General features: G+C 60.2%; 21 protein-coding genes, 1 tRNA gene and 1 pseudogene. 8 read left to right on the top strand and 15 right to left on the bottom strand.

All coding sequences use genetic code 11. The features are described 5' to 3' along the window. Window position 1: 1 nt before the first annotated feature. The 8 genes from hscA to trmJ form a co-directional block, all read right to left on the bottom strand. Window positions 2-1,864 carry a Fe-S protein assembly chaperone HscA gene (hscA, locus tag KW840_RS08845; RefSeq protein ID WP_057716301.1) on the bottom strand — a complete coding sequence of 621 codons (1,863 nt, stop codon included), beginning with the start codon at window positions 1,862-1,864 and terminating at the stop codon, window positions 2-4. Between the two features lie 51 nt (window positions 1,865-1,915). Then, window positions 1,916-2,437, bottom strand: a complete 522-nt coding sequence (hscB, locus tag KW840_RS08840) for a co-chaperone HscB (RefSeq protein WP_057716302.1) — start codon at window positions 2,435-2,437, stop codon at window positions 1,916-1,918. Window positions 2,438-2,445: 8 nt separating this feature from the next. Further along, window positions 2,446-2,769, bottom strand: coding sequence for an iron-sulfur cluster assembly protein IscA (gene iscA / locus KW840_RS08835; RefSeq protein ID WP_003227904.1), 324 nt, complete (start codon window positions 2,767-2,769; stop codon window positions 2,446-2,448). Window positions 2,770-2,803: 34 nt separating this feature from the next. Continuing rightward, complete coding sequence (iscU, locus tag KW840_RS08830; RefSeq protein WP_028620148.1) at window positions 2,804-3,190, bottom strand: Fe-S cluster assembly scaffold IscU; 387 nt, start codon at window positions 3,188-3,190, stop codon at window positions 2,804-2,806. A gap of 101 nt (window positions 3,191-3,291) precedes the next feature. Then, a complete protein-coding gene (locus KW840_RS08825; protein ID WP_057716303.1) occupies window positions 3,292-4,506 on the bottom strand; it encodes an IscS subfamily cysteine desulfurase in 1,215 nt (404 codons plus the stop codon). 50 nt (window positions 4,507-4,556) lie between these two features. Then, on the bottom strand, window positions 4,557-5,048 hold the full coding sequence (gene iscR, locus KW840_RS08820) for a Fe-S cluster assembly transcriptional regulator IscR (protein ID WP_007903581.1): 492 nt from the start codon (window positions 5,046-5,048) through the stop codon (window positions 4,557-4,559). Window positions 5,049-5,302: 254 nt separating this feature from the next. Next, on the bottom strand, window positions 5,303-6,079 hold the full coding sequence (gene cysE / locus KW840_RS08815) for a serine O-acetyltransferase (protein ID WP_007982740.1): 777 nt from the start codon (window positions 6,077-6,079) through the stop codon (window positions 5,303-5,305). A gap of 2 nt (window positions 6,080-6,081) precedes the next feature. Continuing rightward, complete coding sequence (gene trmJ / locus KW840_RS08810; RefSeq protein ID WP_008053257.1) at window positions 6,082-6,852, bottom strand: tRNA (cytosine(32)/uridine(32)-2'-O)-methyltransferase TrmJ; 771 nt, start codon at window positions 6,850-6,852, stop codon at window positions 6,082-6,084. Window positions 6,853-6,998: 146 nt separating this feature from the next. Between trmJ and suhB the strand changes: the two genes are divergently transcribed. After that, window positions 6,999-7,817 carry an inositol-phosphate phosphatase gene (suhB, locus tag KW840_RS08805; RefSeq protein ID WP_008053258.1) on the top strand — a complete coding sequence of 273 codons (819 nt, stop codon included), beginning with the start codon at window positions 6,999-7,001 and terminating at the stop codon, window positions 7,815-7,817. Window positions 7,818-8,070: 253 nt separating this feature from the next. On the opposite strand, the gene KW840_RS08800 is transcribed toward suhB, so the two are convergent. The 6 genes from KW840_RS08800 to queA all read right to left on the bottom strand — a co-directional run bounded on the left by KW840_RS08800 (window position 8,071) and on the right by queA (window position 14,171). Next, entirely contained in the window at window positions 8,071-8,619 is a 549-nt protein-coding gene (locus KW840_RS08800) for a glycine zipper 2TM domain-containing protein (RefSeq protein ID WP_057716304.1), read from the bottom strand. A gap of 121 nt (window positions 8,620-8,740) precedes the next feature. After that, the gene (gene secF / locus KW840_RS08795) at window positions 8,741-9,655 is read right to left on the bottom strand and encodes a protein translocase subunit SecF (protein WP_218494982.1); all 915 of its coding nucleotides are present in this window, start codon (window positions 9,653-9,655) and stop codon (window positions 8,741-8,743) included. A 9-nt stretch (window positions 9,656-9,664) separates the two neighbouring features. Then, window positions 9,665-11,533 (bottom strand): protein translocase subunit SecD, encoded by a 1,869-nt coding sequence (secD, locus tag KW840_RS08790; RefSeq protein ID WP_057716306.1) that lies wholly within the window; start codon window positions 11,531-11,533, stop codon window positions 9,665-9,667. Between the two features lie 64 nt (window positions 11,534-11,597). Beyond that, window positions 11,598-11,933, bottom strand: coding sequence for a preprotein translocase subunit YajC (gene yajC, locus KW840_RS08785; RefSeq protein ID WP_007956696.1), 336 nt, complete (start codon window positions 11,931-11,933; stop codon window positions 11,598-11,600). A gap of 43 nt (window positions 11,934-11,976) precedes the next feature. Further along, entirely contained in the window at window positions 11,977-13,092 is a 1,116-nt protein-coding gene (tgt, locus tag KW840_RS08780) for a tRNA guanosine(34) transglycosylase Tgt (protein WP_162130301.1), read from the bottom strand. Window positions 13,093-13,106: 14 nt separating this feature from the next. Next, window positions 13,107-14,171: a tRNA preQ1(34) S-adenosylmethionine ribosyltransferase-isomerase QueA gene (queA, locus tag KW840_RS08775; protein ID WP_056721282.1), complete on the bottom strand. Its 1,065-nt coding sequence runs from the start codon at window positions 14,169-14,171 to the stop codon at window positions 13,107-13,109. Between the two features lie 107 nt (window positions 14,172-14,278). Between queA and KW840_RS08770 the strand changes: the two genes are divergently transcribed. The 7 genes and pseudogenes from KW840_RS08770 (at window position 14,279) to KW840_RS08740 (ending at window position 21,983) form a co-directional block, all read left to right on the top strand. After that, window positions 14,279-14,363: transfer RNA gene (locus tag KW840_RS08770), tRNA-Leu, on the top strand. Window positions 14,364-14,527: 164 nt separating this feature from the next. After that, entirely contained in the window at window positions 14,528-15,769 is a 1,242-nt protein-coding gene (locus tag KW840_RS08765) for a tyrosine-type recombinase/integrase (protein WP_218494981.1), read from the top strand. Window positions 15,770-15,862: 93 nt separating this feature from the next. Then, a pseudogene (locus KW840_RS08760) lies at window positions 15,863-16,108 on the top strand (DUF3077 domain-containing protein); the annotation flags it as partial. Between the two features lie 748 nt (window positions 16,109-16,856). Next, window positions 16,857-17,333, top strand: coding sequence for a formate dehydrogenase subunit gamma (locus tag KW840_RS08755; protein WP_218494980.1), 477 nt, complete (start codon window positions 16,857-16,859; stop codon window positions 17,331-17,333). Next, window positions 17,330-18,892 carry an NADH-quinone oxidoreductase subunit NuoF gene (locus KW840_RS08750; RefSeq protein ID WP_218494979.1) on the top strand — a complete coding sequence of 521 codons (1,563 nt, stop codon included), beginning with the start codon at window positions 17,330-17,332 and terminating at the stop codon, window positions 18,890-18,892. The genes KW840_RS08755 and KW840_RS08750 overlap by 4 nt, the downstream gene beginning before the upstream one ends. Continuing rightward, window positions 18,889-21,765 (top strand): formate dehydrogenase subunit alpha, encoded by a 2,877-nt coding sequence (fdhF, locus tag KW840_RS08745; RefSeq protein ID WP_218494978.1) that lies wholly within the window; start codon window positions 18,889-18,891, stop codon window positions 21,763-21,765. Before KW840_RS08750 ends, fdhF begins: the two co-directional genes overlap by 4 nt. After that, entirely contained in the window at window positions 21,762-21,983 is a 222-nt protein-coding gene (locus KW840_RS08740; protein ID WP_057716316.1) for a formate dehydrogenase subunit delta, read from the top strand. Before fdhF ends, KW840_RS08740 begins: the two co-directional genes overlap by 4 nt. A gap of 154 nt (window positions 21,984-22,137) precedes the next feature. Here KW840_RS08740 and KW840_RS08735 read toward each other — a convergent pair whose 3' ends face one another. Beyond that, window positions 22,138-22,479 carry a potassium channel family protein gene (locus KW840_RS08735; protein ID WP_057716317.1) on the bottom strand — a complete coding sequence of 114 codons (342 nt, stop codon included), beginning with the start codon at window positions 22,477-22,479 and terminating at the stop codon, window positions 22,138-22,140. Between the last annotated feature and the right edge of the window lie 252 nt (window positions 22,480-22,731).

Raw genomic sequence — 22,731 nt, 5'->3', positions numbered from 1 at the left:
GTTATTCCTCAATCTCATTCAGGTTGCGCCCCGCCAGCGCGGCTTTCACCGTCGAGTCCAGGCGGCGGGCAGCAAAGGCGTCGGTCACTTGCGACAGACGCTTGGTCTGCTGCTCGATGGCGTAACCATCGGTACCTTTCATCAGTTCGGTCAGTTCCTGCACCTGCAGGTCGATGACCATGCGCTCGTCGGCGTCGAGCAGTCGGTCGCCGTCGGCCTCCAGAGCAGCCTGCACCGCTTCGATCAGGCGCTGGGCATCGACCTGCTGCTCACGCAGTACGCGGGCAACCTTGTCATCGTTGGCGTGCTGGAACGAATCCTTGAGCATCTTGGCGATTTCGCCGTCGGTCAGACCGTAGGACGGCTTGACCTGGATGCTGGCTTCCACGCCCGAACCCAGTTCGCGGGCGGACACACTGAGCAAGCCATCGGCATCGACCTGGAAGGTCACGCGAATCTTCGCTGCGCCGGCCACCATCGCTGGAATGCCACGCAGCTCAAAGCGCGCCAGGGAGCGGCAGTCGCTGATCAGCTCGCGCTCGCCCTGCAACACGTGGATGGCCATGGCCGACTGGCCGTCTTTGTAAGTGGTGAAGTCCTGGGCACGAGCGACGGGGATGGTGGTGTTGCGCGGAATCACCTTCTCCATCAGGCCGCCCATGGTTTCCAGCCCCAGTGACAACGGAATCACGTCGAGCAGCAGCAGTTCATCGCCATCGCGCTTGTTGCCCGCCAGGGTATCGGCCTGGATCGCAGCACCGATGGCCACCACTTGATCCGGATCGATTTCAGTCAGCGGCTGACGACCGAAGGCTTCGGCGACGGCTTCACGAACGCGAGGCACGCGAGTCGAACCACCGACCATGACCACGGCATGCACGTCTTCCAGTTCGACACCGGAATCACGCACCGCGCGGCGGCAGGCTTTCAGGCTGCGCGCGACCATCGGCTCGATCAGCGCATCAAAGGCTTCACGGGTCAGCTCGGCTTTCCAGGCGCCATGCGCCACTTCGACCGACGAGGCACTGGTCAGCGCTTCTTTGGCGGCACAGGCAGTCTGCAGCAGTTGACGCTGCGCGCCTGGATCAAGGTCGGCCGACAAACCGGCGCCCTCAATGATCCAGCCAGCAATCGCGTGGTCGAAGTCATCGCCACCCAGGGCGCTGTCGCCGCCGGTGGCCAACACTTCGAAGACACCGCCGGTCAGGCGCAGAATCGAAATATCGAAGGTGCCGCCGCCCAGGTCATAAATCGCGACCAAGCCTTCGGCGTGCTGGTCCAGACCGTAAGCCACGGCTGCCGCGGTCGGCTCATTGAGCAAGCGCAACACGTTCAGACCGGCCAGCTTGGCCGCGTCCTTGGTGGCTTGACGTTGAGCGTCGTCGAAATAGGCCGGAACGGTGATCACCGCGCCCACCAGCTCACCGCCCAGGGTCGCCTCGGCACGCTGACGCAGAACCTTGAGGATGTCGGCGGAGACTTCCACCGGGCTTTTCGGCCCCTGGATCGTCTCGATGAACGGCATGTGCGATTCGCCACCGACAAAGCGGTACGGCAGTTGATCGCCCAATTGCTTGACGTCGGACAGACCACGACCCATCAAGCGCTTGACCGACAGCACGGTGTTCAACGGATCGGTGGCGGCGGCCAGCTTGGCGGATTCGCCAACTTCGACGCGATCGGCATGGTAGCGCACGGCAGACGGCAGGATGACCCGCCCTTCTGCGTCAGCCAGAGGCTCGGAAAGTCCACTGCGCAATGCAGCGACCAGCGAATTGGTAGTGCCCAAGTCGATCCCCACAGCCAGACGACGCTGGTGCGGTTGAGGACTTTGGCCGGGTTCGGCGATCTGCAGTAGGGCCATCGTTATCAGGACTTATCTGTATATCAGGCGTGCGACCGGAGCGGCACTGGGTTAATCGTCGAGGCGCTCTTCTAACTGGCGCACTTCGTAGGTGAGCTTGTCGAGGAACTGCATGCGCCGCATCAGGCGTTCGGCCCGTTCACGGTGCGCGGCATCGTTCCAGCAAGCTGCGAAGCTTTGATTCAGTTCATCCTGGGCAGCCTTGAGGCGGCGCTTGAAGACGGCAACGCCATTCAGGTCGGCGCTGTCCTGCAGGTCTTCGAGCTCTTCGCGCAACTCCATCTGCTGCAGCAGGAACTCCGGATCATGCACCGTGACCTCCAGCGGCAGCTCGCCACCATTCAAGGCGAGCAGGTAACGCGCGCGCTTGGGTGGACTCTTGAGCGTCTGGTAGGCCTCGTTGAGGCTCGCGGATTGTTCCAGCGCCAACCGCTGCTCGCGCTCGGAAGCGTCAGCAAAGCGGTCCGGATGAACGCCGCGCGCCAACTCACGGTAGCGCGTAGCCAGCTGATCGAGATCCAGATCGAAACTCGGTTGCAGCTCAAATAAAGCGAAATGACAAGGAGTACCCACGACAAGCCTCAGATGTTGAAGCTTTCGCCGCAGCCACATTCACCGCGTACGTTGGGGTTGTTGAACTTGAAGCCTTCGTTCAACCCTTCCTTGACGAAATCGAGTTCGGTGCCGTCCAGGTAGGCCAGGCTCTTCGGGTCGATGATCACTTTCTCGCCGTGACTCTCGAACACCTGGTCCTCTGCAACCACCTCGTCGACAAACTCCAGCACGTAGGCAAGGCCGGAACAGCCCGTGGTGCGAACACCCAGACGAATCCCTTCACCTTTGCCGCGCCCGTCGAGGGAGCGCCGCACGTGTCGAGCAGCCGCTTCTGTCATGCTGATAGCCATCGGTGACTCCTTACTCGTCGCCAAAACTCGAAAATCAGATCAAGCCTTTCTTCTGCTTGTAATCGCGAACAGCCGCCTTGATGGCGTCTTCAGCGAGTACCGAGCAGTGGATTTTCACTGGCGGCAGGGCCAGTTCTTCAGCCAGCTGGGTGTTCTTGATGGTTTCCGCTTCGTCCAGGGTCTTGCCCTTCATCCACTCGGTGGCGAGGGAGCTGGAAGCGATAGCCGAACCGCAGCCGTAAGTCTTGAACTTGGCATCTTCGATGATGCCGGCTTCGTTGACCTTGATCTGCAGGCGCATCACGTCGCCGCACGCCGGAGCGCCGACCATGCCGGTGCCGACATCAGGATCTTCCGCGTCCATCTTGCCGACGTTGCGCGGGTTTTCGTAGTGGTCGATGACCTTTTCGCTGTAAGCCATGATTCTCAATCCTCACTCATCAGGGCCGCTCTTGAGACCCTGCAGTTACGCTGCATGTACCGCCGCGCTGCTACAGGACCCGTATCCGGCGGCTTCTTTGTTTAGTGTGCCGCCCACTCGATCTTCGAGATATCGACGCCGTCTTTGTACATGTCCCACAGCGGCGACAGAGCGCGCAGCTTGGTAACGGCCTCGCAAACTTTCTGCGCGGCGTAATCGATTTCTTCTTCGGTGGTGAAACGGCCGAAGGTGAAGCGGATCGAGCTGTGTGCCAGTTCGTCGTTGCGGCCCAGGGCGCGCAGTACGTACGAAGGCTCAAGGGACGCCGAGGTACAGGCCGAACCGGACGAAACCGCCAGATCCTTGAGCGCCATGATCAGCGACTCGCCTTCAACGTAGTTGAAGCTCAGGTTCAGGTTGTGCGGAACGCGGGCGGTCATGCTGCCGTTGACGTACAGCTCTTCCAGGTGCTCGACCTGCTTGTAGAAACGGTCGCTCAACGCCTTGATGCGCGCGTTCTCGGCAGCCATGTCTTCCTTGGCTACGCGGAAGGCCTCACCCATGCCGACGATCTGGTGGGTCGCCAGGGTGCCGGAACGCATGCCGCGCTCGTGACCGCCACCGTGCATGGTCGCTTCGATACGCACGCGCGGCTTGCGGCTTACGTACAGGGCGCCGATGCCTTTAGGACCGTAGGTCTTGTGGGCGGAGAACGACATCATGTCGACTTTCAGCTTCTGCAGGTCGATCTCGACCTTGCCGGTGGACTGAGCAGCGTCGACGTGGAACAGGATGCCCTTGGAACGGAGCAGTTCGCCGATCGCTGCGATGTCGTTGACGGTGCCGATTTCGTTGTTCACGTGCATGACCGAAACCAGGATGGTGTCGTCGCGCAGTTCGGCTTCGATCATCTCCGGGGTCACCAGGCCATCGGTACGAGGCTCGATGTAGGTCACTTCGAAGCCTTCACGCTCCAGTTGGCGCATGGTGTCCAGGACAGCCTTGTGCTCAATCTTGGTGGTGATCAGGTGCTTGCCTTTGGTGGCATAGAAATGTGCCGCACCCTTGATTGCCAGGTTGTCGGATTCGGTGGCACCGGAAGTCCAGACGATTTCGCGCGGGTCGGCGTTGACCAGGTCAGCGACCTGACGACGAGCGTTTTCAACGGACTCTTCAGCTTTCCAGCCGAACACGTGGGAACGGGACGCCGGGTTACCGAAGTTTCCGTCGACCAGCAGGCATTCACTCATTTTTTGCGCAACACGCGGATCAACCGGGGTGGTCGCAGAGTAATCAAGGTAAATCGGCAATTTCATGGACTATCTCCTAAATCAGGCTGGCTGGCGTGCCGCTAGCTCTTTGGCTGTCATTCGACGGCGGACGCTTCAATCTTGTCCAGGCGTGGCGCCTTGCTGTTGCAACGGCGCTGGTCCTGACGCTGGGCTACTTCTTGCACCTCACGGCGAGTCACAAGGTCAGCCAAGCTGATACCGCTCAGAAATTCGTGAATTTGCAGGCTCAGATCGCACCACAAGTGGTGGGTCAGACAGGTGTCGCCTTGATGGCAATCACCCTGGCCCTGGCATTTGGTTGCATCGACCGATTCGTTCACCGCATCGATCACCTGGGCGACCTGGATGCCCTGCATGTCGCGGGACAATTGGTAGCCACCACCCGGACCGCGCACGCTGGACACCAGATTGCTGCGGCGCAGCTTGGCGAAAAGCTGTTCGAGGTAGGACAGGGAGATGCCTTGGCGCTCGGAGATATCGGCCAGGGACACGGGCCCGTGCTGCGCGTGTAACGCCAGGTCAAGCATGGCGGTCACGGCGTATCGGCCTTTTGTAGTCAGTCGCATGGACAATTACCACGGAGTTCGGAATGAGGCGAGTATGCAATTCCCGAGTATTTAAGTCAACTATAAGACCTAGTACTTTAGTCAGGTTTACCCGCAAAAGAGCGGCAGCATCATAGCAAAGGCCGGCCATATACAGCCAGCAGTACCGCGTTATCGTTCATCGCGAGCAAGCTCGCTCCCACACTGGACCGCGTCAGCCTGTACAACTTGATCACCTGTGGGAGCGAGCTTGCTCGCGATGAATTCGACTCGGTTTAGCTGGCCTGACTCTGATCCTTGTCCTTCACACAGGCGAAATCTTCTTCGCGCAGCTCAGGCAGATCTTTCGCACAGTAATTGCTGCCCAGGTCCTTCAACGCCCCGCACATCCCCTCCAGACGACCATCGACCGCCTGCAGGTGATCGAGCAACTGGTTAATGGCGCGAGCCACCGGGTCAGGCATGTCTTCAGTCACACCGTAGGCATCGAAGCCGATTTTCTCGGCCATGGCCTTACGCTTGGCATCTTGCTCTTCGTCGGATTTGACGATGATCCGCCCCGGAATACCCACCACAGTGGCACCCGGCGGCACTTCCTTGGTCACGACAGCGTTGGAACCCACCTTGGCACCGGCACCGACTGTGAACGGGCCGAGCACCTTCGCGCCCGCCCCGACCACGACGCCATCACCCAGCGTCGGGTGACGCTTGCCCTTGTTCCAGCTGGTGCCGCCCAGGGTCACACCCTGATAAATAGTGACGTCATCGCCGATCTCGGCGGTTTCACCGATGACGATGCCCATGCCATGGTCAATGAAGAAACGACGACCGACCTTGGCCCCCGGATGGATCTCGATCCCGGTCAGCCAGCGGCCGAAGTTCGACACCAGCCGCGCCAGCCATTTCAGGTCCGCGCGCCACAGCATCGCCGACAAACGGTGGATCCAGATGGCGTGCATGCCCGGATAGCAAGTCAGGACTTCAAAAGCGTTACGCGCCGCCGGGTCTCGGTGGAATACGCTCTGGATATCTTCACGCAAACGCTCGAACATCATTAATCCTTCCGCTTAAGGAGCTCACCACGGGCCGCTTTTTGGGTTTCCGTGAGGATGCCACGCAAAATATTCATTTCCGCCCGGCTGACCGAGCTGCGTCCGTACAACCGGCGCAGGCGCGCCATCAAGTGCCGTGGCTTTTCCGGATCGAGGAATTCGATGGCCACCAGGGTCTGCTCCAGGTGCTCATAGAATCGCTCCAGTTCGTCCATGGTCGCCAGCTCAGCGCTTTTGACCGAGGCCACTTCTTCCTTCTCGACCTTGCTCGGCTGACCTTGGGCCGCCAGCCAGGACATGCGCACTTCATAACCCAACACCTGCACCGCCGCCCCAAGGTTCAACGAGCTGAACTCAGGGTCTGATGGAATGTGCACGTGATAATGACATCGCTGCAGCTCTTCGTTGGTCAGGCCGGAATCTTCACGACCGAACACCAGAGCGATTTCCGCACCCTGCCCCGCTTCCTCGACCACCTTCGTTCCGCATTCGCGGGGATCGAGCAGCGGCCAGGGAATGCGCCGGTCGCGAGCACTGGTACCAAGCACCAGGTTGCAACCAACCAAGGCATCTTCCAAGGTGGCGACGACTTGCGCGTTTTCAAGGATGTCCCCGGCACCGGAGGCACGGGCATCGGCCTCGTGATGCGGGAACACACGAGGCTCGACCAGCACCAGCCGCGACAGCCCCATGTTCTTCATGGCACGCGCAGCCCCGCCGATATTGCCCGGATGGCTGGTATTGACCAGGACGACACGAATGTTTTGCAGCAAGGGAGGCGCTCTCGAACACAATAATCGGGAGCAGAATCTTACAGCTCATCCTACCGTTAAGCCATGAAAGCGAACGTCGTCCTTCTCCTGTAGAAACTTTCTGATAGAATGCCCGGCTTTCTTTAACAACCTTAGGTGACACATCCATGCAGCCCATGCTGAATATCGCGCTGCGCGCCGCCCGCAGCGCCAGTGAATTGATCTTCCGCTCCATCGAGCGCCTGGATACCATCAAGGTCGACGAAAAAGACGCCAAGGATTACGTATCCGAGGTGGATCGCGCCGCCGAACAGAAAATCATCGATGCCCTGCGCAAGGCGTACCCGAATCACTCGATCCTGGGTGAAGAGACCGGCATGCACGCCGGCACCGGCATCGAAGGCGAAGAGTACCTGTGGATCATCGATCCGCTGGACGGCACCACCAACTTCCTGCGCGGCATTCCTCACTTCGCTGTCAGCATCGCCTGCAAATACCGCGGTCGTCTTGAGCACGCTGTTGTTCTGGACCCGGTTCGCCAGGAAGAATTCACCGCCAGCCGTGGTCGCGGCGCTCAACTGAACGGTCGTCGCCTGCGCGTCAGCGGTCGCACCAGCCTCGACGGCGCCCTGCTGGGTACCGGCTTCCCGTTCCGTGACGACCAGATGGACAACCTCGACAACTACCTGGGCATGTTCCGTGCCCTGGTTGGCCAGACCGCCGGCATCCGCCGCGCCGGCTCTGCAAGCCTGGACCTGGCCTACGTGGCCGCCGGCCGCTTCGACGCCTTCTGGGAGTCGGGCCTGTCCGAATGGGACATGGCGGCAGGCGCCCTGCTGATCCAGGAAGCTGGCGGCCTGGTGAGCGACTTCACCGGCGGTCACGACTTCCTTGAAAAAGGCCACGTCGTTGCCGGCAACACCAAGTGCTTCAAGGCAGTCCTGACGGCCATCCAGCCGCACCTGCCAGCCTCGCTGAAGCGCTAAGCTTCCAGCGACAGAAAAAGCACCCTTCGGGGTGCTTTTTTTATGCCTGGAATTTGCCCCCTCAAACACCACAAATCCAAATGTGGGAGCGAGCTTGCTCGCGAAGAGGCCGTGTCAGTCAATTGAGATGGCGACTGACACACCGCCTTCGCGAGCAAGCTCGCTCCCACAGGGGATTGGGGGTGACGCTTGAATCGCGAGCACAAAAAAAGCACCCCGCAGGGTGCTTCTTTTTTAATCCAGCATCAGCAGATCAGTGAGCCGTCTGATTCTCCGACAAGATCAACTTGCCTTCCTTATCCACCGGAATCTGGTTGCCTGGATCACGATCCATGCGCACCTTGCCTTCCTTGCCGTCCAGCGAATAACGCACGTCGTAACCTACAACCTTGTCACTGATGTCGTTAACCGTGTTACAGCGGGTCTGGGTGGTGGTGTAGGTATCACGCTCCTGCATGCCTTCCTGCACCTTGTTACCGGCGTAACCGCCACCGACAGCACCTGCGACCGTGGCGATCTTCTTACCGCTGCCGCCACCGATCTGGTTACCCAGCAAACCACCTGCCAATGCACCGACCACCGTACCGGCGATCTGATGTTGATCTTTCACCGGCGCCTGCCGGGTGACCGCTACATCCTTGCACACTTCACGTGGAGTCTTGATTTGTGTCTTGACCGGCTCAACGGCGAGTACTTGTGCGAACTCCGGGCCGCTTTTAACCAGGCTGTAGGTGGCCACAGCACCCCCGGCAGTCACACCGACAGCACCCAGTACAGCACCAACCAGCATCGACTTGTTCACATGAACCTCCTGGACCATCACATGCGGGATAAACCCGCGCTTCTCCCTGCCTTGGAGCACAAAAAAAGGCGCGAGTTCAACTCGCGCCTTTTTCGGACTACATCGCTGAAAGAAGCTTCCTTCAAGGACGGTCGTCGACTTCCTTCTCGGTATTGGCCGGAGGAATCAGGTCTTCCGTGCTCAGGTTCAGCCAGATCAGCACCACGTTCGCGATGTAGATCGACGAGTAAGTACCCGCCAGAACACCGATGAACAGGGCGATGGAGAAGCCGAACAGGTTGTCGCCACCGAAGAACAGCAGGGCCGCGATCGCCAGCAAGGTGGAAATCGAAGTCGCCATGGTCCGCAGCAGGGTTTGCGTGGTCGAGATGTTGATGTTCTCGATCAGGCTGGCCTTGCGCAGTACCCGGAAGTTCTCACGAACCCGGTCGAATACCACGATGGTGTCGTTGAGCGAGTAACCGATGATCGCCAGCACCGCCGCCAGTACCGTCAGGTCGAAGGTGATCTGGAAGAACGACAGGATACCGATGGTCACGATCACGTCGTGGATCAGGGACACGATCGCACCGACCGCAAACTTCCACTGAAAGCGGAACGCCAGGTAGATCAGGATGCCGCCCAGCGCCATCAGCATGCCGAGGCCGCCCTGGTCGCGCAGCTCTTCACCCACTTGCGGGCCGACGAACTCGACGCGCTTGACCGTCGCCGGGTTCTCGCCGCCCACCTTCTGCAAGGCTTCGGCCACCTGGTGACCCAGTTGCGGGTCTTCGCCAGGCATGCGCACCAGCAGGTCGGTGGTTGCACCGAAGTTCTGCACGATGGCTTCGTGATAACCCGCGGTCACCAGCTGCTCACGCACCTTGGTGACGTCGGCCGGACGCTCGTAGGTCAGCTCGATGAGCGTACCGCCGGTGAAGTCCAGGCCCCAGTTCATGCCCTTGGTGGCGACGCTGAACAAGGCCAGCACCGTAAGGAACAATGTGACGCCGAACGCAAAGTTGCGAACGCCCATGAAGTTGATTGTACGTAACATGGCAGCCCCTTAAATCCACAACTTCTTGAAGTCACGACCGCCGAAGATCAGGTTGACCATCGCGCGGGTCACCATGATGGCCGTGAACATCGAGGTAAAGATCCCGAGGGACATGGTCACTGCGAAGCCCTTGACCGGGCCGGTGCCCATGGCAAAGAGGATGCCGCCGACCAACAGTGTTGTCAGGTTGGCGTCGAGAATCGCGGTGAATGCCCGGCCGAAGCCTTCGTTGATTGCACGCTGCACGGTCATGCCGGCGGCGATCTCTTCACGGATCCGCGAGAAGATCAGCACGTTGGCGTCGACCGCCATACCCATGGTCAACACGATACCGGCGATACCCGGCAGGGTCAGCGTTGCACCCAGCAGAGACATCAAGGCCAGCAGCATCACCATGTTCACCGTCAGCGCGACGGTGGCGATAATGCCGAAGAAGCGGTAGATGGCGATGATGAACAGCGAGACGAACAGCATGCCCCACAGCGATGCATCGATACCCTTGGTGATGTTGTCGGCACCCAGGCTTGGACCGATGGTGCGTTCTTCAGCGAAGTACATCGGAGCGGCCAGACCACCGGCACGCAGCAGCAGCGCCAGTTCGGACGACTCGCCCTGGCCGTTCAGGCCAGTGATGCGGAACTGAGCACCCAGCGGCGACTGAATGGTCGCCAGGCTGATGATCTTCTTCTCTTCCTTGAAGGTCTGAACCGGCACGTCTTTCTCGACGCCGTTGACCACCTGCTTGGTGTAAGTGGTGACCGGACGCTGCTCGATGAAGATCACCGCCATGCTGCGACCGACGTTCGAACGGGTCGCACGGCTCATCAGCTCGCCGCCGTGGCCATCCAGACGGATATTCACTTCTGGCCGGCCGTGCTCGTCAAAGCCAGCCTTGGCGTCGGTTACCTGGTCACCGGTGATGATCAGGCCACGCTCGATCAGCGCAGGAGGACGGTTGCCCTCACGGAACTCGAAGGATTCGGAAGTGGCTTTCGAAGCACCCGGCTCAGCCGCCAGACGGAACTCAAGGTTGGCCGTCTTGCCGAGGATACGCTTGGCTTCGGCGGTGTCCTGCACGCCCGGCAGCTCAACCACGATGCGGTTGGCGCCCTGACGCTGGACGATCGGTTCGGCAACACCCAGCTCGTTGACGCGGTTACGTACCGTGGTCAAGTTCTGCTTGATGGAGTATTCACGGATTTCCGCCAGCTTGGCCGGGGTCATCGCCAGACGCAGCACCGGTTGACCGTTGAGGTCGGCCGGAACAATGTCGAAATCGTTGAAGTTCTTGCGGATCAGCGTACGGGCCTGTTCGCGGGCTGCTTCATCAGTGAAGCCCAGCTGAATGGCACCGCCCAGTTGCGGCAGACTGCGATAGCGCAGCTTCTCTTTACGCAGCAGGCTCTTGACGTCGCCTTCGTAGACTTTCAGGCGCGCGTCGAGGGCTTTGTCCATGTCCACTTCCAGCAGGAAGTGCACACCACCGGACAAGTCCAGACCCAGCTTCATCGGGTGCGCAGCGAGGTTGCGCAGCCATTGCGGGGTGGTTTGTGCCAGGTTCAGCGCGACGACGTAGTCATCACCCAATGCCTTGCGCACGACGTCCTTGGCCGGCAGCTGGTCTTCAGCCTTGGTCAGGCGAATCAGACCGCCCTTGCCGCCCTCTGCCAGCGTGGCAGCCTTGACGTTGATCCCGGATTCCTTGAGCGCAGCGCTCACGCGATCCAGATCAGCCTGATTGACTTGCAGCGCAGTGCTTGCACCGCTGACCTGAATGGCCGGGTCATCAGGATAAAGATTGGGAGCGGAATAAATCAGACCGACCGCCAGCACCGCCAGGATCAGAATGTATTTCCACAGAGGATATTTGTTCAGCATCACGCCGCCCGTTTATGACGCGGGGCGCCTTGCGCGCCCCGTCGATTGAAAATGAAGTTGAAACTTAGATCGCTTTGAGCGTGCCTTTTGGCAGCGTGGCGGCGATGGCGCCTTTCTGGAACTTCATTTCGACGGTGTCGGAAACTTCCAGAACGACGAAATCGTCGGCCACTTTAGTGATCTTGCCGGCGATGCCGCCGGTGGTCACAACTTCGTCGCCTTTCTGCAGGCTGCTCAGCAGGTTTTTCTGCTCTTTGGCGCGTTTGGCCTGTGGACGCCAGATCATCAGGTAGAAGATGACCAGGAAGCCGACCAGGAAAATCCACTCGAAACCGCCGCCCATAGGGGCTGCCGCAGGTGCAGCAGCGTCTGCCATGGCATTAGAGATAAAAAAGCTCATTTAGCACTCCAGTTGCAAATGTTGAATCTTGGGGTCAGTAAACTCAGTCCAAAGGCGGAACAGGCAACCCGCGTTTGGCGTAGAAGGCATCGACAAAGGCGGCCAATGTACCCTGTTGAATAGCCTCGCGCAAACCAGCCATAAGCACTTGATAATGGCGCAAGTTATGGATGGTATTGAGCATGCTTCCCAGCATTTCGCCGCACTTGTCCAGGTGATGCAGATAAGCGCGGGAGAAGTTCTGGCAGGTATAGCAATCGCAGGTCGGATCGAGCGGCGAATCATCATGGCGATGGAACGCGTTACGGATCTTCAGCACGCCGGTATCAATGAACAGATGCCCATTGCGGGCATTACGGGTTGGCATCACGCAATCGAACATGTCCACACCGCGGCGCACACCCTCAACCAAGTCTTCCGGTTTGCCAACGCCCATAAGGTAACGAGGTTTGTCAGCGGGCATCATGCCCGGCAAGTAATCCAGCACCTTGATCATCTCGTGCTTGGGCTCGCCCACCGACAGGCCGCCGATGGCCAGGCCGTCGAAGCCGATCTTGTCCAGGCCTTCCAGGGAGCGCATGCGCAGGTCCTGGTGCATGCCGCCCTGAACGATGCCGAACAGCGCCGCCGTGTTGTCGCCATGGGCTTCTTTCGAACGCTTGGCCCAACGCAGGGACAATTCCATGGAAATACGGGCAACGTCTTCGTCGGCCGGGTACGGCGTGCATTCGTCGAAAATCATCACGATGTCGGAGCCCAGGTCACGCTGGACCTGCATCGACTCTTCCGGGCCCATGAACACCTTGGCGCCGTCGACCGGAGAAGCGAAGGTCACGCCCTCCTCCTTGATCTTGCGCATGGCGCCCAGGCTGAACACCTGGAAACCGCCGGAGTCGGTCAGAATCGGGCCTTTCCACTGCATGAAATCGTGCAGGTCGCCGTGCTTCTTGATCACTTCCGTGCCCGGACGCAGCCACAGGTGGAAAGTGTTGCCCAGAATGATTTCAGCGCCCGTCGCCTCGATATCCCGTGGCAGCATGCCCTTGACCGTGCCGTAGGTGCCCACTGGCATGAAGGCCGGGGTCTCGACGGTACCGCGCGGGAAGGTCAAACGACCGCGACGAGCCTTGCCATCAGTGGCCAGCAGCTCGAAAGACATACGACAGGTGCGACTCATACAGTTTCCTCTGGGCCCGATTCTTTAGGGGCAGTCGGCGCAGGATTACGCGTGATGAACATCGCATCACCGTAGCTGAAAAAGCGGTAACCGTTGTCGACCGCGGCCTTATAGGCGGCCATGGTCTCGGGATAACCGGCGAACGCCGAAACCAGCATCAACAGCGTGGATTCAGGCAAATGGAAGTTGGTGACCAGGGCATCGACCACATGAAACGGCCGGCCCGGGTAGATGAAAATGTCGGTGTCGCCGCTGAACGGCTTGAGCACGCCATCGCGAGCGGCGCTTTCCAGGGAACGCACGCTGGTGGTCCCCACCGCCACCACACGACCACCGCGAGCGCGACAGGCGGCAACGGCATCGACCACGTCCTGGCCGACTTCCAGCCATTCGCTGTGCATGTGGTGGTCTTCGAGCTTCTCCACGCGCACCGGCTGGAACGTGCCGGCGCCAACGTGCAAGGTCACGAACGCAGTCTCGACGCCCTTGGCGGCAATCGCCTCCATCAGCACCTGATCGAAATGCAGCCCCGCCGTCGGCGCCGCCACCGCGCCCAAACGCTCGGCGTAGACGGTCTGGTAACGCTCGCGGTCGGCGCCTTCATCCGGGCGGTCTATATAAGGAGGCAGCGGCATGTGCCCGACACGGTCGAGCAGCGGCAACACCTCCTCGGCGAACCCCAGCTCGAACAACGCATCGTGACGCGCCAGCATCTCGGCCTCGCCACCGCCGTCGATGAGGATCTTCGACCCAGGCTTGGGCGACTTGCTGGACCGCACATGGGCCAGCACGCGATGACTGTCGAGCACCCGCTCCACCAGGATTTCCAGCTTGCCGCCGGAAGCCTTCTGGCCAAACAGCCGCGCCGGAATCACCCGGGTATTGTTGAACACCATCAAGTCGCCGGGGCGCAAATGCTCCAGCAAATCAGTGAATTGACGGTGTGCCAGGGCGCCGCTGACCCCATCAAGGGTCAACAGGCGACTATTGCGCCGCTCGGCCAGCGGATGGCGGGCGATCAGCGAATCAGGGAGCTCGAAGGTAAAGTCAGCAACGCGCATGATGGGGTTCGTCTAGCAGGGCCGGGAAGTCTAGCGGAATTATCAAAAATTCTCCATGTACCTGATTGACCAGCGGTTATCTCATCTCTATACTTCGCCGCCATTGAGCCCTGATGGCGGAATTGGTAGACGCGGCGGATTCAAAATCCGTTTTCGAAAGGAGTGGGAGTTCGAGTCTCCCTCGGGGCACCATATAGCAGTATCTGAGAGTCTCTACCAGCCTCTCAGACCCAGAAAAACCGGCCACTTGGCCGGTTTTTTTGTGCCTGTCTATCTATGCCTGTATCCCCTTATCCGTTGTATCCCTGTATCCCTGCTTGTATCCTGAGAAAAATACCGAACTTTGGGATACAAGGATGAAGCGCGCAGACATCAAGCGCCGCCCTCTCGCAGACACGACACTTGCGGGGCTGGAGCCGGAATCAAAGGAATACCGGGAGCTGGACGGAATCGGCCTCTACTTCAGGGTCAAACCCGATGGTGGTAAATCCTGGCAGCTCCGCTACAAACGTCCGGCTGGCAATTGGGCTTGGATGGGGCTCGGGGGTTACCCGGAAGTAAGTGGTGCGTTGGCACGGGACAAAGCTGCCGAACTACGCAAAGTAGTGAGTAGCGGTGCCGACCCCCTCGAGCAAAAGCGATCTGCGAAAGCTGCAATCGATGCGGCTAAAACTCGAACATTCCGAGCCGCTGCTGACGCCTGGCTAAAGGCAAAAGAAGAAAAGGGTCTTGCCCCTTCTACCCTCAATAAGATCCGGACGTACCTCGACAAGGACATCCTCCCAGCGCTGGGGGACAAACCTCTCGACGAAATTACCCGCACAGACTGCGCAGATCTCCAAGCATCCATAGAAGCAAGAGACGCTCACAACGTAGCGGAAAAGTGTCGCACCTGGATCAATCAGATCTTCGGTCGAGCCATTGGATTAGGTTTGACCGAAAACGACCCGGGAAGCCGTCTTCGCGATATCGCCGCCCAAGCACCAAAAACCCAACAGCATCCTCATTTGCTGGAACCGGAGCTTGGCGACTTTCTGACCGCGCTGAAAAACACCCCCAGCCGACTGACAGCACGAACTGCCGCATGGCTTTGCGTATGGACGGCATCGAGACCGGGAATGGTTCGCTTAGCTGAATGGAAAGAGTTCGATCTTGATAAAGCGATCTGGACGACACCTGCCGCCAAGATGAAGATGCGCAGGGATTTCGTGTGCCCACTCCCTAAACAGGCAATATCCGCTCTAAAAGAACTCCAGTGTCTCACTGGGCGCAGTCGATGGCTGTTCCCGGGAGTCGGCGCTAAGAACCCGACTATTAGCGAAAACACCATCAATAAAGTCTTTGCGACGGTTGGTTACAAGGGCCGGTTGGTTGGCCATGGCGCCCGCCACACCGCTAGCACTCTGCTCAGAGAACACGGTTGGCCGAAGGAGCATGTCGAAGCGCAGCTTGCTCACAAAGAAGAGGGAATCGCTGGTGTATACAACAAGGCTCAATACCTTGAGCACCGAGTGAAAATGATGCAGTGGTACGCCGATCACCTCGATGTGCTTGCAAGCGGAAAGGTTATCAAGGGGCAATTTGGAAAAGCGGTATGAGTGAGCCCATCCAGTCCCCCTCCAAAATCCATGTTACGTGTGTTACTCGTGTAACGACCTTCACCAAATGCCCGAATTTATTGGCTTTCGCACCTGTTTCATGTCACTCGGGGGATTCCTCTTGGTGATGCATTGTCCATGGCCTCCGATTTTCTGTTCCTGGCCAAGACGCTCACTGAAGATGCTGCTTATGCCAGAGATACCGACCGTCACGCTTGGGCTGCGCATTATCTGACTTCGATGAGCAAGGCGTTGGTGGATGATGCGGTGAAGGTGCTTACTCGGGATCGGGATAATGAGCTGGCGTCTAAGCGGACGGGGGCTAAGGCTGAGGGGTAGTGGGCGAGGCGCCAGGATAGTTTTTGGTTTCAAAAGTCAGGCGTGACGCTGTGAGAGCGGGCTTGGTTGCGGTGGCCGGGGTATTCAGCGGGACACGTGGATGCCTTGCGTTTTTCGCGAGCAGGCTCGCTTCCACAGGGGGTTGCGGTGGGCTGGCGGGCATTGTTTGGCCCCAGTGTGTGAGTGGGTTTGTGGTGCAATCTTCAGCATTGAGGGTGGTTGGGCTGGCGCTATCGCGAGCAAGCTCGCTCCCACAGGGGGGTTGTGTGGCGGGTGGTATTTCGGCTTGGCCTTGAGGTTTTTCGGGGCTTTTTGTGTTCGGTTCGGGGGATGGCTTTCGGTTTGTAGCGGAATGGATCGGCGGATCTGCTCCGTAGAATGCCCATGGTTCTGATGCTTCTTCTGCCCTGTAATGCTTGCTATACATCAGCCATCGACAAGCCCTTCGGGCATTAGGCCAGTGTGTGAACGCCCCTTGCGGCACTCATCTAGACTTAATGGATAGTCGTAGGCAGAACCGAGCACGTCGCTTTGGTGCAGGTCGATCAACAGCAGCGTGGCAAGCTGCCCTTTATGCCCAGTAGAGATGCGGCGAAGACCGCGCCGGGCACAACAAGATGCCCGCTCAGGGTGCCCTGGCCAACGGCCTGAAAATGCCACGATACCGTGACGTGGTGTGAGTGCCGCAGCCGACACTTTCGGACGACCGACGACCATCTGGTTTGTCCGTGACCGTGAGGATTGCTGAATGCCTGATGAGATGTTGCACCTGCCTGTGGTCAACAGTCTGCTGGAGCGCCACAAGGGCTCTGCGGGTGCGCTGTTGCCCATTCTTCATGATATTCAGGAACGCATCGGTTACGTCCCCGATGTCGCCGTCCCCGAGATTGCTCATGCCCTCAATCTGAGCCAGGCCGAGGTTCGTGGGGTGATCAGTTTTTACCATGACTTCCGTACCGCGCCGCCGGCCAAACATATCCTGCGGCTGTGCCGGGCTGAGTCGTGCAAGAGTCGTGGCGCCGAGGAGCTTGCCGCGCAGTTGCGCGATCGTCTGCAACTGGACGACCACGGCAGTAGCGCCGACGGCAGCATCAGTTTGCGTCCGGTTTATTGCCTGGGTGCGTGTGCCTGTTCGCCGGCCTTGGAGCTGGATGGTCGGGTGCATGCGCGGCTGAGCGCTGAGCGTCTGGATGCCTTGCTCGACGCTTGCCGGGAGGACGCATGATGCCGACTCTCTATCTGCCCTGTGATTCTCTTGCCCGTGCCGTGGGTGCCGATGAGGTATCCGTGGCCCTGATCTCTCAGGCCAAGGAACGCAATCTGCCGCTGGAGCTACAGCGCACCAGTTCGCGCGGCCTGTACTGGCTGGAGCCGCTGCTGGAAGTGGACAGCCCCCAAGGCCGGATCGGTTTCGGCCCATTGACCGCTGCCGATGTGCCGTCGGTGCTCGATGCGTTGCAAGGCGAGCCGTCCAGCCATCCACTGGCCTTGGGCCTGGTGGAAGAATTGTCTTATCTGAAGACTCAACAACGCCTGTTGTTCGCCCGTGCTGGTATTACCCGGCCGCTGTCCCTCGAGGATTACCGCGCTCATGGCGGTTTCGAGGGCTTGACCCAGGCCATCGCCCTTGGCGGCGAGCAGACCGCGACGGCAGTGTTCGATTCAGGCCTGCGTGGCCGTGGCGGCGCGGCCTTCCCCGCCGGGATCAAGTGGCGCACGGTGCGCGCTACCGAAGCTGTGCAGAAATACATCGTGTGCAACGCCGACGAAGGCGACTCCGGCACTTTCGCCGACCGCATGTTGATGGAAGGCGACCCCTTCCTGCTGATCGAAGGCATGGCCATTGCCGGTCTCTGCGTCGGCGCCACCTACGGCTACATCTATGTTCGCTCGGAATATCCCGATGCTGTGGCCACGCTACGTGCAGCGTTGAACATCGCCCGAGATGCCGGTTACCTCGGCGCCAATGTCGGCGGCAGCGGCCAGGCCTTCGATATGGAAGTGCGAGTCGGTGCCGGCGCTTACATCTGTGGTGAAGAAACCGCGCTGCTGGACTCCCTCGAAGGCAAGCGCGGGATCGTTCGCGCCAAGCCGCCAATTCCTGCCTTGAAGGGTCTGTTTGGCCTGCCGACGCTGGTGCACAACGTGCTGACTTTGGCCTCGGTGCCGCTGATTCTGGCCAAGGGTGCGCAGTTCTATCGTGATTACGGCATGGGCCGTTCTCTGGGCACCATGCCCTTCCAGTTGGCGGGCAATATTCGTCATGGCGGTCTGGTGGAACGGGCCTTTGGCCTGACCCTGCGGGAGCTGGTGGAAGACTACGGCGGCGGGACCGCCAGTGGCCGGCCGCTGAAGGCCGCACAGGTTGGCGGCCCCCTCGGCGCCTGGGTGCCACCTTCGCAATTCGATACACCGCTGGATTACGAGGCCTTCGCCGCCATTGGCGCGATGCTCGGTCACGGTGGTGTGGTGGTGGCTGACGACAGCCTGGACATGGCCCACATGGCGCGTTTCGCCATGCAGTTCTGCGCCGAGGAATCCTGTGGCAAATGCACGCCGTGCCGCATCGGGTCGACCCGTGGCGTTGAGGTGATCGACCGCCTGCTCGCCGCGCCTGACGCGAGCGGTCGCGATGAGCAGGTGATCATCCTCAAGGACCTGTGCGACACCCTGCAATACGGTTCGCTGTGCGCATTGGGCGGCATGGTTTCCTTCCCGGTCGCCAGCGCCCTCAAGCACTTCCCCGCCGACTTCGGCTTGCAGCCCTCGGAGGCCGAGCAATGATCACTCTCTTCGACCCGAAAACCGATATCGATCTGGGTACGCCGGCCCGCGACAACCAGGTGCAAGTCACCCTGAACATCGATGGCCGCAGCATCAGCGTGCCCGAAGGCACCTCGGTGATGCGCGCCGCCGCGCTGCTGGGCACCACCATTCCCAAACTCTGTGCCACCGACAGCCTGGAAGCCTTCGGCTCCTGCCGCATGTGCCTGGTGGAGATCGACGGCATGCGCGGCTACCCCGCGTCCTGCACCACGCCGGTCACTGAAGGCATGACCGTGCACACCCAGACGCCAAAGCTCGCGACCCTGCGCCGTAACGTCATGGAGTTGTACATCTCCGATCACCCGCTGGACTGCCTGACCTGCTCGGCCAACGGCAACTGCGAGCTGCAAACCGTCGCCGGTCAGGTTGGCCTGCGGGAAGTGCGTTATGGCTATGAAGGCGAGAACCATCTGGAGGACGTGAAAGACACCTCCAACCCCTACTTCGACTACGACCCAAGCAAGTGCATCGTCTGTAACCGTTGCGTGCGCGCCTGCGAAGAAACCCAGGGCACCTTCGCCCTGACCATTACCGGGCGCGGTTTTGAATCCCGCGTGGCTGCCGCCGGTGGCGAGAACTTCCTCGATTCGGAATGCGTGTCCTGCGGCGCCTGCGTGCAGGCCTGCCCCACCGCGACGCTGATGGAAAAAAGCGTGGTCGAACTCGGCCAGCCGGAACGCAGCGTGATCACTACCTGTGCCTATTGCGGGGTGGGCTGCTCGTTCCGCGCCGAGATGAAAGGCGACCAGTTGGTGCGTATGGTTCCGGACAAGAACGGCCAGGCCAACCATGGCCACTCTTGCGTCAAAGGGCGCTTTGCCTGGGGCTACGCCACCCACCCGGATCGCATCACCAAGCCGATGATCCGCAAGCACATCAGCGACCCCTGGCAGGAAGTCAGCTGGGATGAAGCAGTGACTTACGCCGCCAGCGAATTCCGCCGTCTGCAGCAAAAATATGGCCGCGATTCCATCGGTGGCATCACCTCCAGCCGTTGCACCAACGAAGAAACCTATCTGGTGCAGAAACTGGTGCGTGCGGCCTTCGGCAACAACAACGTCGACACCTGCGCACGGGTCTGCCACTCGCCGACCGGTTATGGCCTGAAGCAAACCCTGGGCGAGTCCGCCGGCACCCAGAGTTTCGACTCGGTGATGCAGGCCGACGTGATCCTGGTGATGGGCGCCAACCCCAGCGACGCCCACCCGGTGTTTGCCTCCCAGCTCAAACGCCGCCTGCGTGAAGGCGCGCGGCTGATCGTCATCGATCCGCGACGCATCGATCTGGTGGACACTGTGCACGCCCGCGCCGAATATCACTTGGCTCTGCGCCCTGGCACCAACGTCGCCATGCTCAATGCCTTGGCCCACGTGATCATCACTGAAGGCCTGCAAAACCAGGCCTTTATCGACGCCCGTTGCGAGGGTAGCGATTTCTCGATCTGGAGCGAGTTTGTCAGCCGCGCGGAAAACTCGCCGGAAGCCCTTGGCCCGATCTGCGGTGTACCCGCTGCCGACATCCGTGCCGCTGCGCGCCTGTATGCCACCGGTGGCAACGCGGCGATCTACTACGGTTTGGGCGTCACCGAACACAGTCAGGGCAGTACCTCGGTGATGGGCATTGCCAACCTGGCCATGGCCACCGGCAACATCGGCCGCGAAGGCGTGGGCGTGAACCCGCTGCGGGGGCAGAACAACGTTCAGGGCTCCTGCGACATGGGCTCCTTCCCCCATGAACTACCTGGCTACCGGCACATCTCCAACGAGGTGGTGCGGGCGCAGTTCGAACAGGCCTGGAACGTCACCCTGCAACCCGACCCGGGCCTGCGCATCCCCAACATGTTCGAGTCGGCCCTGGCCGGCAGTTTCAAGGGCCTGTATTGCCAGGGCGAAGACATCGCCCAGAGCGATCCGAATACCCAGCACGTCACCGCCGCTTTGTCGGCCATGGAGTGCGTGGTGGTGCAGGACATTTTCCTCAACGAAACCGCCAAGTTCGCCCATGTGTTCCTGCCGGGCAGTTCGTTCCTGGAAAAAGACGGCACCTTTACCAACGCCGAGCGGCGTATCTCGCGGGTACGTAAAGTCATGGACCCGCTGGGCGGCAAGGCCGACTGGGAAGGTACGGTGGCGCTGGCCAATGCGTTGGGCTACCCGATGAACTACACGCACCCGTCGCAAATCATGGATGAGATCGCCAGCCTGACGCCGACCTTCACCAACGTCAGCTACGCCGCGCTGGATAGCCACGGCAGCCTGCAATGGCCGTGCAACGCCGAGGCACCGGACGGCACGCCGACCATGCACATCGAAGAGTTCGTGCGCGGCAAGGGGCGCTTCATGCTCACCGGCTACGTGCCCACCGAGGAAAAGGTCAACAGTCGCTATCCGCTGCTACTGACCACCGGGCGCATCCTCAGCCAGTACAACGTCGGTGCTCAAACCCGGCGTACCGACAACGTCGCCTGGCATGACGAAGACCGCCTGGAAATCCACCCGACCGACGCCGAGAGCCGTGGCATCAACGAAGGTGACTGGGTCGGTATCGGCAGCCGCGCCGGGCAAACCGTGCTGCGTGCGCGGATCACCGAACGGGTCGCCCCGGGCGTGGTGTACACCACGTTCCACTTCCCGGAATCGGGCGCCAACGTGATCACCACCGACAACTCCGACTGGGCCACCAACTGTCCGGAGTACAAGGTCACCGCCGTGGAAGTCAGCCGCGTTTATCACCCTTCGGAGTGGCAAAAACGCTTCCAGGAATTCAGCGATGAACAGCATCGTCTGCTCAAGGACCGGGGCCGTGGCGCCAAAGCGGAGGTACGCCGATGAGCACGAACAACCTGATCAAGATGGCCAACCAGATCGCCCAGTACTTCGCCAGCCAGCCGGACCAGCAACAGGCGGTGCTGAGCGTGCGCAATCATATGCAGATGTACTGGGCGCCCAGCATGCGCAAGGAGTTGCTGGCCTGGCAGACGGAACATCAAGGAGCGGACTTGCACCCGCTGGTGCAGGCGGCGGTGACTGGGGCGGGTTGGGAGGCTTAGCCTGCTGGCTGCAAAAAACTGTGGGAGCGAGCTTGCTCGCGATGAGGGCTTAACATTCAGCATTTTTGCTGGCTGATACGCCGCTATCGCGAGCAAGCTCGCTCCCACAGGGGTTTTGTGTTGGGGTTTGGCTTTGGGTTGACCAGGCTACACCCTATTCCTCCTTCCTCGCCGCCGTCACCGTCACTTCAATGGCCCGGACACTGATCGCCGCGAATGTCGCGGTCATCAGCACGCCGTTGAAACCCAGCAGGATCGCCAGCACCCGCGACACACCCAGTTTGGGCACCAGCTCTCCATAGCCGATGGTCAGGCCAGTCACGAAGGCGAAGTAGATACCGTCTAACGGGCCCCAGCCTTCCAGGTGGGCGATGATGAGGCCGAACGCAATGATCACCAAAAGCAGTATCGAGAAGATCGGCCAGACCACTTTTAAATAGAACCAGACGGCTTTGTAGAACTCGTGGCGGACGTTTGATGCACGGGCGAGGTTCATGGCATGGGCTTCCTGGGGGTTGACTGGCCGACATTTGAATGCCCGGCGCTAATACCCCGTTCAGCTTGGCACAGGCGCTGAAAACTGCGACTAACGGGGCGTTATCTCTGACGAGGACTATGACAAAGATGACGCCCCGCAAACTATCCAGAAACCGCCCACTGTTGAATTCGTTGTAGGAGCGAGCTTGCTCGCGATGGTCGTTAACGATAACGCGTGTTTACAGGATAAACGCGACGCCCTTGAGTCCAT

Source organism: Pseudomonas sp. PDM30 (assembly GCF_019218985.1).
GTDB classification, from domain to species: Bacteria; Pseudomonadota; Gammaproteobacteria; order Pseudomonadales; family Pseudomonadaceae; genus Aquipseudomonas; species Aquipseudomonas jessenii.
The sequence above is the reverse complement of the archived record's forward strand: the minus strand, read 5'-3'. Positions and strand labels throughout refer to the sequence as shown.